Below are 12837 nucleotides of genomic sequence, written 5' to 3' on the forward strand. Positions count from 1 at the left end.
CCACTACTTGATTTTTACCCTCAAGGTTATCAAGCTCAAAGGTATTACCACGATGATCTGTCCAGTCGCCGCCTGCCTGATAGATAGAGTACTCTTGCCCGAGCGCTTCTGCTGGTTCTTGGGCATTCATATCGGCATGATTCATCTGTTTATGATCCATGTTCTTCATGTCGTGATGATTGTCTGTCGCGACTTTAGATTCAGAAGTAGTATCAGCTTGATTGCCTTGCGTCGCCGCCGAGTTAGTCGCGTCAGGATTGCTACAGGCGAATAAGCCAATACAGAGTCCAGTAGTCAAAGTCAGTTTGATAGCATGAGCCAGATGAGACAATGGCTGAGTCACTGTATTTTGTGAACTTGTATTTTGCAATCTTGTATTTTGGATAATTTTTATTGTTTTCATAAGACAATCCTTAAATACCATTAAATTCAATTGAGTATAAAAAGTAGGGCGCTGTGTTAAAAGGGTGCTAGGTTAAAGTAGAGCGCTATGTTAATGCAAGTTAATTACTAGCACAGCGAAAACCTAAGCTGCTGACCGTGTATTTGGCTTCTAAGCTTGAGCGAAAACCATAGCGCATAAAGGCTGCATAATCACTCGGGTCGACTGCACCGGCTGCACCCGAGCCACAAAACATTTCTTGGTTTAGGTTACTGTCTGAACGTGATTCGCCAGTGACCAAGCTATTATTAAAATTCTCTGTCCATTCCCAAATCAAGCCGTGCATGTCTTTGACGCCCCAATAGTTGGCAGGGCTTTGTCCGACATCGGCAAGCTGGTCTTTGTTGCCAGCAGACTTACCATACCAATCAAGAATGCGCTGGTTGTAACCGGCCTCCAAGCTGCCATTTTTATTGGTAGTAGACGCCTGTGCGACATATTCCCACTGTTCAACCGTTGGCAAGCGCTTGTTTTGCGCGCGGCAATATTGATTGGCGGCATACCATGAGACATTGACCACAGGCTTACGAAAATCCGCCTTTTTAGGCACAGAGATATCTTTGGTATTGATCCAGTGCTTTAGATAACCAGAATCGGCAAAAATGGGTGCAATGGCACGTTGACGAAACTTTGGATTTTCTTTTAAAAATTGATAAAACTTTATATTGGTGACGGGTAGCTCATCAATTTTGAATGTATCGACTGCCACCAATGGTGAATTTTTGCTCAAATATAACGGACGATAAGTACCAGGCTGAATGGTCAGCTCTTTTGCTTGTGCTTGCGTGCTTATCAACGCAAAGTCGGTTGTGACGCTCAGAGCACTAACGACTAATAACAGTGCGAGCGGGCGAGTAGTCGTATCCACAATCTTCCGAATGTTCATTTTTAGCGTTTTGTTTTTGTGAATTTCAATGCTGTGAGTGTTGCTTTTTCGAGTGTTAGTGATGTAAGTCCATAACATAACTAATCTCCTAGTAAACCAAAAATAGGACGGTGCCAAACGCTTGTTTAACCAGATACTGTATTGAAAGTGACTGTTCAATGAGAGTTTTTTCATCGAACAGTCTAATTGTAATCCTGTCAACTAGCGTAGCTTTCTAGGTTATTTACGAGCGGCTTTGACCTCTTCTGGCGTCACCTCACCACCTTTGTTGCCCCAACTGTTAATAATATAAGTGACGACGTTGGCGATTTTTTCATCATCTAGGGCAACGGCTGGCATGACACTGTCGTACTCCTCGCCGTTGACGGTAATTTTACCCGTCAAGCCATGCAAGATAGCATTGACGGCGCGTTTTGGATCTTCGTTAAGGTAGTCAGACTTGGCCAATGGTGGGAAGGCTTTTGGTATTCCAGCACCATTTAATTGGTGACAAGCCGCGCAGTTACTAGCGTAAATTGACTCACCCATTTTAATTCTTTCTTGCTTGTTGGCGGCGGTCACGACTGGCGCAGGCGCATTGGTTTTACCAAGACTTTGTGCTGCTGAGCCTTCCGGTAAGTAGACGTCTTCACGCACTTTTCCTGAATATATTTTTTTGTCCTCTGCGCCTTTGACATCGATGATACCAAGCGCACCTTTGTTAAATGCCCGGAAAATAGAGTGGTCAACCATCACAAGCTCGCCTGGAACATCTACTTTGAACTGGGTAATCGCGGCGCCCCCTGCAGGGATAAGGGTGGTTTGAACATTATGGTTTTCAGCGCTACCGCCTTCCATGTTGACCTTGTCAAAAATCTCACCAATCACGTGGAATGAGGACACTAAGTTAGGACCACCGTTACCAACGAATAGACGAACCGTTTCACCGACATTGGCTTTTAGCGAGTTTTCACCGGTAAGCGCGCCAACTGAACCGTTAAATAATACGTAATCTGGCTGCTCTTTTACTGCTTTTTCCATATCAAAAGGTTGTAGGCCTTTATCGCCATAGTTGCCTTTGGTATAAAAATCGCCCTGCATGACATAAAACTCACGATCAACCTTCGGTAAACCGCCTTCTGGCTCAACCAAAATTAGACCATACATACCGTTTGCGATGTGCATACCGACAGGCGCTACCGCACAGTGATAGACATATAGGCCTGGTTTTAAGGCTTTAAAGTTAAACTCCGAGGTATAACCAGGAGAGGTAAACGAAGAAGCAGCGCCGCCCCCTGGACCTGTCACCGCATGTAAGTCAATATTATGCGGCATTTTTGAATCAGGATGGTTTGATAAATGGAACTCAATTTCATCGCCTTGACGTACGCGAATAAATTGTCCTGGTACCTGACCGCCAAATGTCCAGAAGTTGTACTCAACGCCATCCGCTAGACGCATGGTTTTTTCTACGGTTTCCATTTTTACGATGACTTTTGCCGCATAGTCACGATCGATAGGTGGTGGTACTTCAGGCGCATGGGTGATAACCGCATCAATCACTGGTAGCTCGCCATTTTTGGTGGCTGGCGCTTTGCTATCCTTAGTAGTTTGGGTGGTTTCTGCGCTGGTTGCCGTCGCCTTATCAGGGGTTGATTTATCACAACCGACCATGCCTACCGTACCAAGAGCAAGAAGACAAGCTAATGCAAGTTTAGAATAGCTAAAAGCTTGAGGCTGAGAGATTGTAGAGTTAAAAAGACGCATAAGGCTCTCCAAAAATTGAAAATAAGTGGCTCATTTAACAAAGCTCGATTTATATCGGTTATTAGCATCCTAATGTGATAGTTAGATAAAGCGAAAATCACTATAGAAATGACAAGATTCGACAACAAAACTATAAAAGCGGTGAGCTTCTAAATTGGCTTCCATAAGATGTATTTTAAATGAATGTTTATAAATAAGCGAATTATTTGCGCAAGATTTGTTCACGCTTTTTATACTGATGAGTTATAAATTTAATTAGGTGTTCTTACGATTTGATGCACTAGAAAAGAGAGGAGTAAAGACTTTAAGGATTAAGATTTGAACACTGAGATAGGTTTTTTAAGGTTTGAAAATTCTGCTCGAAATTAGTGAAGCTAAGTGGTTATTAAACTTAGCTATTATATTAAGTTGGGTCAGTATTGTAAGAGTGAGAGGCAGTTTATATTCAACGCTGATCGGAATTTTTGTCATTATTGCTATTTTTCCGATAAGACAAACGACGCTTGATGAGTAAACCGATAATAACAACCACGATTGATACACCAATGGCCTTAGAATAGGGGGCTAACACGCCTGCGACAGCGTCATAGTTTTGACCCAAGTAATACCCAGCTAGTGCCAATATCGCGGTCCAAATGCTGGCGCCTAAAGCGGTTAGCACCAAAAACGGTAATAACGCCATTTTATTCATACCGGCAGGGATTGAAATTAGCGAACGCACGCCCGGCACCATACGCCCAAAAAACACTGCCATTTTGCCATGTTTGTCAAACCATGCATTGGCGTTGGTGATGTCAGTAGGTTTTATAAACACGTATTTGCCGTATTTCTCAGTGAACTCGACCAAGCGCGGCTCATCGAATTTATGACCCAAATAGTATAAGGGTAGCGCCCCCAGTACCGCGCCAAGCGTCCCAGTTAAAATGACCAAGACAATGCTCATATCGCCTTTAGAAGCGGCGAAACCAGCAGCGGGCATGATAACCTCAGATGGAATAGGCGGGAAGACGTTTTCAGCAAACATGGCAAATATAATGCCAAAGTAGCCAAACTTTGCCATGATGCCGAGTACCCATTCACTCATTTGATCCATGTAAATCCTAGATAATTGACAAATTGATGGCTGTCAGTTTATAACAGCCATCAGTTGATAAAAACTATCGACTGGTAAAGGTAATGGTTTTTGTGCCGTTTGTAGACGGCTGGCTAATCGTTACTTTACTGTCTAAAATATCGCCGCGCGCATTGATTTTATAACATTCTGACGAGCTACCATTAGGATCGTTACTGAGTAGTAAGTTAGCCGAGGTTTCTATACAAAACCACGCGGTATTATTAGTATCTCTGGTTAAAGACCAATCTTGATTGTAAGTGCCTATTTTTTTGCGCATGCTTCTATCGGCATAGACATCTTCAGTAATCAATTTGCTTGATGAACCAACCGTTGCCATTTTGGGAATAGTTGTGGTCTGATTCGAGATCGAGTATTTACCTGAGCTGTCAGTGAAACCATGGAATACCAATGGATTAAGGGTAAAGTAATTAATGGCGACTGATTGATCAGTGACTTGATTGTTGACTTTATTAATGGTATTTACTTCAGCGCCTTGGACTTGTTTATTGTTAAATACCATGCTGCCTTTGGGCGTGACTTTAATGTCAGCAGAGGCGGTTTGATTGCCGACGTTCGCCACCAAGCTTTGACTGCGGGCTTTGGTATAAATATTGAGCATGGCCGCTTCAACGGGATATTGTGTGACAATATTGTTTGAATTGCCCGGCGTACTGCCACCGTTCATGCCGCTTGCACAGGCGCTTAATCCTACCGATATAGCGACAAGTAATCCTAATTTCTTCATGGTGTATTCCCTCGATTTATTTAACTGTAATTTATTAATAAGTGATAGACCTATCTACTATAATCGAATTTTTAAGCGCTGACAGCTGCTGTGTATCCTTGCGCTTGCTATCCTTACATCATTATAACAACCAATGATTTTGTAGAAATTTATTGAATAAACGCGTGGTAAAAACCGCTAGGCAGTCAAAACAGGATAGATAAGTGTTTTTGCTGCTCCTACTGCCTTAGTCTGTTATTATCTCCTCCTGCAATAACGCCAGTTTTTCTCTATAAGCACCAATTATAAGCACCATTCGTTAGGACGCTAAAATGATCGTCAAGCAAAAGCCAAGCGCCATCAAACTGCTTTTTACCTTACGTGGCTCCATTTTGCCAAAGGTCTATCCACAGATTTTGCTCATTAGCCTAATTAGTGCCTTTATCACCAATATTCAGCACGGATTTCCCAGCTCTTTTTCTTCCTATAGCGTTGCGCCGTTTACCTTGCTTGGGATTGCCTTATCGCTGTTTTTAGGTTTTCGGAATAATGCCAGTTATCAGCGCTGGTGGGAAGCTCGAGGGCTATGGGGGCAATTGGTCTATGATACGCGCAGCTTTACCCGTCAAGTGCTGTCTTATATAGATGATGGGAGTGAGGATGGGCAAGATAGCCAGCGCCGATTGGTATATTTAAGCATCGCTTTCACCCATGCCCTACGTCATCGATTGCGTGACAGTGCGCCTTGGAAAGATATGGAGCGTTTTGTTGAGCCCGTTTATCATGCCAGCATGCAGCAGGCGCAAAATTTGCCGGATTATCTGCTGCGTCTGCTTGGTAAGGAGCTTGGCTATTGTCGGCAGCAGCGCTTGACGTCAGATCTTATGCTACAAAATATGGACGAGCGCCTAAATTCGATGACGGTGGTCTTGTCGGCTTGCGAGCGTATTCATAGCACGCCATTGCCGTTTGCTTATACGTTGCTGGTGCATCGCACGACGTATTTGTACTGCTTTATGCTGCCTTTTGGTTTGGTTTCTTCTTTAGGTTGGGTGACGCCTTTGATTTGCGGCGTCATTGCTTATACCTTTTTTGGTTTGGATGCGCTCAGTGAAGAGTTGGAAGAGCCTTTTGGCTTGGCTGCCAACCAATTACCGCTGACCGCTTTATCAAGGAATATCGAGATTAATTTGCTAGAAGCCTTGGGCGAAACCGAGTTGCCGCCCAACATCATGGCTAAAAACGGCTATTTGCAATAAGTTATTTATAATAGGTAATTTGCAATAATCTCTGTGTCATAAATAGCGGGTGCGGCAATAGAATATCGGTTACCAAAAAATATCCTGCTAAAATATACGTCATAAAAAAGACCACTCGATTGAGCGGTCTTTTTCATTTCACCTTGTCATAATAACTATTAAATGCTGTTTAAAAAACTTAGCAACGTTTGTTGTTGGGTGGCAGGTAATTTTGTAAAACGTGTCTTAGCACTTTCTGCCTCACCGCCATGCCAAAGTATCGCTTCTGTCAAGCTGCTGGCGCGACCATCATGCAAAAACCGTGCTTCTGGGTCACGTGCGACAATACCAATGCCCCACAATGGCGGTGTACGCCACTCATAGCTTTCGGCATTTTTTTCTTTAACGCCGTCATCTAAACCTTTGCCCATATCGTGCAGCAATAAATCGGTATAAGGGTAAATGGTTTGCTGGGCAAGTAGCGGAAAGCGCACACTCGCGCCCGTTTTTTGTTTTGGCGTATGACAGCTTGCACAGCCAACTTGGGTAAAGAGCTGCGCGCCTTTATTAAAGGTCGATAAATCAGCCACTCGGCGCTCAGGTACTGCCAAGGCAGTCATAAAATCGGTTACCGCATCCAAGCTGCTGTCTGAAACCTCAGGCGTGCCGCCATTGGGCGCTGTCCAACAAATCGGCTGATTGGCTGTACAATTGGGATCCATAAATAGGGAAGTGGTCAAACCCATATCTTGTGACATAGCATTGGCGTTTTGGGTGCGTAGGCTTGAGTTAATCGCCTTCCAACCAAAGCGGCCAATGCGCCGCTGTTTGCCATCCTGTACCCAATGTACGCGCCCACTGATGCCGTCTTTATTGTTATCATCGGGGTCAGCTGCTGCAATGATATCCGCATCAGGAATCAAGTCGAGTAAGCCCATGCCGACCAATTGCGGTGAGATACGGCCACTGATAGCGGTATCTCCCAGTGGCTGATTGGGGTCGGTGGCGCTAAAGTCAAACTGCACGCCGGCAGGTTGATTGTCATTACTCGCTGTGATGGTGTAGCGCATTTTACCTTCGGGTGCGATGCTGGCATCGATACTTTGATGTTGCATTTGCTCGCCGTAATAAGTGTGCGCAAGCCCTTGTTTGTTGCCGAGCCTAAATAAAATGGCGTCACTTAGCTCGCCATTTGCCGCATAAATAGGTTTGCGTCCTTCAGCGCTATGGCACTGGGTACAGGCATTGGCGTTAAATAAGGGGCCAACGCCATCAAAGAGCACACGACCTTGATTGGCTGGTGTCCATTCGGTGATAAATAGCTCGCGACCTGGCGATACGCCGCCCAAGGCACTGCTTGGTAAATTGGGCATAATTTTTAAAAATGGCCTTGAGATATCGGCAGCAATGGTCGCGTTGCCACCGGCTGGTAGCCAATTGATATCAGTTTCAGGATTGTTTGGGCTGTCTGGGTTTACAGGTGGAGTGGGCGGCGTAGGCTGGCTAGGTAACTCCGGTATGTTAGAGCTGTCATTGTTTGAGTTATCTGAAGCGTCCGAGCCACCACACGCACTTAGTAATAAAGTTGCCGTTAAACAAAATAGCGCACGGCGTATGACGGGGAATAAAAGAGTAGAGGGAGCATTTGAATGGTTTAGTGAGTAACAGTTTGGTGAGTGAGGCAGTAGAGACATGGCAAGACCTAAAATGGCTAAAAATATCATTTATTAAATTATGAAAAAAACACCAAAGATGAGTAAATGGAAATTAACAAAACCGTAATTTAACAAGGGCAACATGAATTCGGCTGCCCTTGTTCACTACATTTGCTATTGCATACTCATGTTAAAGATAAGTCACGCTTATAGTTGGCTTGGTAAATTGACTGGCATCGGGGTGTTATACATCCAAACGTGGGTGGTGTCTTTATTACCGAGTGAGCCTTCGAAGCTCCAACCCCATGTAAATAATTGACCGTCTCTAAGCGAGGTATTTGCATTTTGCTGCAGAGGTTTTTCATGGGCGATCAAATGCATGACGCCCATCGCCATATTGTCGATATTTTTTAAGTTAGGCAATTTATTGGTTGGCTCATCTAAATCCTTGTAGACAGTTTTGCCTGCGCTATTTGTCTCCCCAAACATGCCCCACGCATAAAGAATACCGTCTGTCGCTGAGCCATTTTCTGTTGTTCCATTGTTCGATGGCACATCGTCCAGCAGCGCATAGCTGGCATTGCCATTCGCATAGATGCGGCGAATGTTTTTACCCGTAAACCATGGTAGTTTGGTTGGTTTGACAATAGTATTTGCCCAAGCGCTTTCAGTAGCATTGAATTTTTCGCCGTTATACCCTATTTGGCTACTGGCATTAAGCCCCCAAGCGTAGACCGCTTCCTTATTGGTTAGCGCCAATACATGGTCACGGCCCGCTGCCAATTGGGTCACTTTTTCAATGCCAATGCTTGGGTCAGAGGCAAGCTGAGGAGTAGGGGTGATAGCCTTAGTGGTATTAACGTCAACGTTGGTATGGGCATTGGAATTGCCGCTCAGAACATCAATGCGAATCGGCCTTGCATTAACATTGACGCAATTATTGGCCTTATTACACTCTTGACCGCGACCTAGATTGGCATAGGCGTCGCTGCCCCAACCCCAAACTTGACCTTTATCATCTAGGGCGTACGAGCTGTTGGCACTGGCCACCACTTGTACGATATGACCGATGTCAGCGGCTGCTGAAAAATCAACCTGTACCGGTGTGCTGCTATTTATCGTTGTGTTATTACCAAGCTGACCTTGGGTGTTGGCACCAAACGCCCACACGCTACCGTCTTTGGTCAGTACCAAGTTATGCTTGTAACCTGCTGCTACCATCAGCGCATTATCAATACCAGCGATAGCACCAATATCTAGGCGGCAGTCTTCGGTCTTACTACAAGTGTTGCGACCAGTCTCACCGCGTCCTAATTGCCCAGAAATATCTTCGCCCCAACTATAAACCTGACCTTTAGCATCTAGCGCCAGCGAATGATTTTGGTTAAATTTAATAGACACGAGATTTTTTGGGGCACTATGCATCAGCATAGGGGTATCTGGATGACCTATGACGTCGGTTATTTTTGTCATCATTCCCAGACCTGTTTGCCCAAAATTATTGCGCCCCCAACCATACAGTTTTCCATCGCGCAGAGCAGCCGTATGTGAGCCACCCGCCGCGACAGTATCGCCCAAATAGACAGTTTTGGTCGAGCGCATGATGTTGCCATTATTATCTGTGGCTTCTAAAGTGATTTTATTGCTACCCAATGCCAATAAAATACGCGCGTCAAAATTCCCGTTTGTATCAAAGTCTAAGCTTTGCGCCGGCTCTTCATTGCGCTTATAAGTCAGCGATTTGATGCCACTGCTGTCTTGCACTTGCCCAGATAAAAATATCGCTGCCACTGCGCTATAGCCATCGGTAAAGCTACTATCGGTGGTCAAAAGTGGCGGCGTCCCATCAATGATTGTCGTGTCATCAGAATCATTGCCACAAGCAGTGAGTATTAAAGTCGCACTGATAAGTGCCACTGCTGGGCTAAGACGGGATAAGCGCATAGAAACCTCAATAAATGATCAATAGAAGAATAGGTGTTTAAATATAGGGGATAGCAACATAGCGTAAAACGGGTGTAACTATGGATGCGAATAATATTACAAATGATAATTATTATCAATATATAAATAAAAATGTTGATTTGATGGATTGAAGATAAGTGTTTTTTATATAAGGGTGGTTAAGGCTTTAATGAAATGAGTTTTAAGGTAAATAGTCAATGCAATATAATGAATATTATTTTTGGATAGGCTTTTTTCTGTGAAAAAGTGAGGTATATTAAGATAGAAAGGTAAGTCATTTATACAGACTTGAGTTTTTGAAAATTTGGATCAATAACAAGCTATTAACATCATAATCAACCGCCCCTAATTATGAGGATAATTTGAATAAAATAAGCAAAGAAGCCGCTGCATTTACAGCCTTGCCACTCAACATCCAAAACGCGTTAAAGCAAAATAAACGCATCGTCTTTATCGCCAACAACCCTTCTATTAGCACTGATAAACTTAAGCAGTTATTACGCCCTGACGATGTTTTGGTGTTATTTAACCATTTTATTAATGCTGATTTTTTTGCCAACCACCCGCTTGCCAGTAGCCTGCCTAAATTGTTATTTTTTCGCCAGATTGGCGATAGTAAACTGCATTTCGGTTTGCCGCCGAGGAGCAACAATGTCGCGGTAATGAAGCGCATGGCAAAAGCGGCACCATTAGGTATTTTACTGAGCAATCGGCCTTATCAATTTCCTTTGCTCAGTGATGATCCAAGTCCCGATGATGACCCGATTGATGATGATCGCATACTGACGCTGCCACCGGCGGTGCAAGTGTTGTTGCAGGATGCGGCGCATCATAGCGTGTTATCGGAGCGCCATCCGGTCGTTGAGGACTATCCTTACTTTACAGATATTCACTCTTCAGCCCCTTCGTCAGGATTTTTGTTGTATCGTTTGTTATTATCGGCGAGAGAGCATGTGCAGCTGCTGCAAAAAGCACCGCTACCGCTGCAATTATTAATGATAGGTTTTAATGACAACGATAAAACCGCGCATTTTTGGCAAGGGCATAATTGGGAATTTGAGCGCCGTGAAATGAGTTCGCCGCCGCCAGAGGTGGAGATCATACGCCAGTATTAGGCAAGGGAAGATTGGTAATTTAAACGTAAGCCGCATCAGGATAATAGGCCAACTCTATCTCTTTACTGCTAGGCTGGCGTAACAGCGTAATTGAATTTGATTGCTCGTTCGTCCAATCAATTAAGCCCATTTCAGAGAACTGTTCAAGCCAGCCGCCCATCGGCCAGCATTGCCATTTTTGATAAAAACGATTGGCATTGACGATAATGCTTTCCAAATGATTGAGAGGCGGGCGATAGACAGCGTGCTGCTGATGATAAATAAGGTCGGCGGTCAGATAAAAATTAATATCTAACTGACGGGCAGTAAAGGCAAAGTCGGTATCTTCTGCGCCATAACCGGTGTACTGCGTATCAAAACCCCCTATTTTCTCAAACTGTTCACGTTTAATCGCAAAGCATAAACTCCAAAAAGCGCCGTAATCATCCGTTTTTTTAATAGCTGTCGGTGCTGCCTCATTAGACATCGATTGTTTCGCATCGAAGTTATCGCGATAAGGATTATAAACAGATAGATGATTTAAGTAATCATTAGTCAGCGCGCCCTTTTGCAACGCCAAGCTTTCCTCGTTTGATAAAGGTCGCGTCAGATAGCGCGGTTGTCCCATCAGTAGAGCGTTTGGATACTGGTTTAATTTTGTGCTTAGTTGTTCAATAAAGCTCGGCGCTACGATGCAATCAACGTCCAAAAATATCAGCGTGTCATGGCTGGCACGCGCGGCGCCAATATTGCGATTATGACCGATATCAAATTCGGTTTTGTCCGATTTTTCTAACGTTTGATGTTCTAACGTTTGATGGTCTGCGCTGTCCACTAAATCTACTGTCGTGGGAATCTTGACAATGTTTAAAGCAAAATCAGCCAGACGTTTGGGGTCGGCATCATCATTGACAATAATAACTTCATCGGGCTGAACGCTGCCATTTGCGAGGCTACTGAGCAGATTATACAGGTGACGATTGCGTCCATAACAAGTCGTAATCACCGTTACCGGCATATGCTCAGAAACCGCATTGGGATTTGTGGTGGGTTTTACGGTCATTGTTTGTCAGTGCCTCTTTTGTTAATTTGGCTTTTATATTTTTGCTGTGACGTTATTGATAATTATTGCATTTAACGTTCAGGCTTTAAGGCAAGCTGCGGCAGCAACCATTGTTCAAACCAAGCTTTAGTCGTTGGGTACTCGGCCATACTCTGCATAAACGCTTGAGCTGTCTGTACAGATTTTTGCTTAAGTTTTGCATTATCAGGCTTTGATAAGGACTTAGTTCGAGCGGATTGGTTGGCAATTTCTCCACTTAGCTCATGTGTGACGCTTGCAGTCATTAAGGCTTTAAATTGCTGCCAACTTAAGGCGCGTCCTTGGGTTATCAACGCCTCTGCCATTACCTCTTGCTCTTGGTGGGGGCGATCGTCAGGTAGGACGACCAGTGGCGTCGCATAATCATAGGCTTGGGCGACGGCATTTAGACCGCACGCCATTAGTAGATAATCGCTATGTTCGAGAAATGGCGTCACATCACTCACTTCGGCCGCGATGTCAACATAATGCCGTTTATCCTCGTCGATTGGACCAAGCGATATAATAAAAGCATATGGCAAAAGCTGCCGCAGCTCGGGCAGTTTTGCATCAATGGCTTGATGCCCGCCGTAGCCTTTAATGACGGTAACGGTAGTTGACGTATTTTTATCATCTAGTAACGAGGAAAGCGCTTTTTCATCAGTGATCAGCTGTATTAAGTGTTTTATAAAATCTTGGTAAGTTTGCGCATTTTTTTGCTGAGTGTTGATAAAGTCAAGATAGAGGGTTTTTTGACTTATCCATTCAGGGGTTTTGGTAGATTCTAATGTGCGAGGATAAGGGGCCAGTAAAGCAAGCGCACCAGCGAAAGCGTTTAGATGTGGCTCATCATCGCGAATACCAGGCAGTCTAATATAAAGGTACGGAATAC

At 44.2% G+C, this 12837-nt stretch carries 11 protein-coding genes; 2 read left to right on the plus strand and 9 right to left on the minus strand.

Features of this window, described 5'->3' with window-relative positions; genetic code table 11:
- The 5 genes from V7D75_RS01945 to V7D75_RS01965 form a co-directional block, all read right to left on the minus strand.
- Positions 1-403 (minus strand): hypothetical protein (locus V7D75_RS01945; protein WP_333613188.1); only part of this gene is annotated, 403 nt, incomplete at its 3' end.
- A 100-nt stretch (positions 404-503) separates the two neighbouring features.
- Positions 504-1406 carry a formylglycine-generating enzyme family protein gene (locus V7D75_RS01950; RefSeq protein ID WP_333613189.1) on the minus strand — a complete coding sequence of 301 codons (903 nt, stop codon included), beginning with the start codon at positions 1404-1406 and terminating at the stop codon, positions 504-506.
- 141 nt (positions 1407-1547) lie between these two features.
- Positions 1548-3074 carry a copper-containing nitrite reductase gene (gene nirK / locus V7D75_RS01955; RefSeq protein WP_333613190.1) on the minus strand — a complete coding sequence of 509 codons (1527 nt, stop codon included), beginning with the start codon at positions 3072-3074 and terminating at the stop codon, positions 1548-1550.
- Positions 3075-3519: 445 nt separating this feature from the next.
- On the minus strand, positions 3520-4167 hold the full coding sequence (locus V7D75_RS01960) for a DedA family protein (protein ID WP_333613191.1): 648 nt from the start codon (positions 4165-4167) through the stop codon (positions 3520-3522).
- A 64-nt stretch (positions 4168-4231) separates the two neighbouring features.
- Positions 4232-4933, minus strand: a complete 702-nt coding sequence (locus tag V7D75_RS01965; RefSeq protein WP_333613192.1) for a hypothetical protein — start codon at positions 4931-4933, stop codon at positions 4232-4234.
- A 311-nt stretch (positions 4934-5244) separates the two neighbouring features.
- Here V7D75_RS01965 and V7D75_RS01970 point away from each other — a divergent pair, with 311 nt between their 5' ends.
- Positions 5245-6171: a bestrophin family protein gene (locus V7D75_RS01970; protein WP_333613193.1), complete on the plus strand. Its 927-nt coding sequence runs from the start codon at positions 5245-5247 to the stop codon at positions 6169-6171.
- A gap of 158 nt (positions 6172-6329) precedes the next feature.
- Here the strand turns inward: V7D75_RS01970 and V7D75_RS01975 are convergent, their stop codons facing one another.
- Both V7D75_RS01975 and V7D75_RS01980 read right to left on the minus strand, forming a co-directional pair.
- Positions 6330-7844 carry a di-heme oxidoredictase family protein gene (locus tag V7D75_RS01975; RefSeq protein ID WP_333613194.1) on the minus strand — a complete coding sequence of 505 codons (1515 nt, stop codon included), beginning with the start codon at positions 7842-7844 and terminating at the stop codon, positions 6330-6332.
- A gap of 168 nt (positions 7845-8012) precedes the next feature.
- Positions 8013-9749: an RCC1 domain-containing protein gene (locus V7D75_RS01980; RefSeq protein WP_333613195.1), complete on the minus strand. Its 1737-nt coding sequence runs from the start codon at positions 9747-9749 to the stop codon at positions 8013-8015.
- Positions 9750-10132: 383 nt separating this feature from the next.
- Here V7D75_RS01980 and V7D75_RS01985 point away from each other — a divergent pair, with 383 nt between their 5' ends.
- Entirely contained in the window at positions 10133-10885 is a 753-nt protein-coding gene (locus tag V7D75_RS01985; RefSeq protein ID WP_333613196.1) for a hypothetical protein, read from the plus strand.
- Between the two features lie 19 nt (positions 10886-10904).
- On the opposite strand, the gene V7D75_RS01990 is transcribed toward V7D75_RS01985, so the two are convergent.
- The gene (locus V7D75_RS01990) at positions 10905-11927 is read right to left on the minus strand and encodes a glycosyltransferase family 2 protein (RefSeq protein ID WP_333613197.1); all 1023 of its coding nucleotides are present in this window, start codon (positions 11925-11927) and stop codon (positions 10905-10907) included.
- A gap of 71 nt (positions 11928-11998) precedes the next feature.
- On the minus strand, positions 11999-12837 hold an 839-nt coding region (locus tag V7D75_RS01995; RefSeq protein ID WP_333613198.1), incomplete at its 5' end, for a hypothetical protein.

Source organism: Psychrobacter sp. (assembly GCF_036731945.1).
Classification (GTDB): Bacteria; Pseudomonadota; Gammaproteobacteria; order Pseudomonadales; family Moraxellaceae; genus Psychrobacter.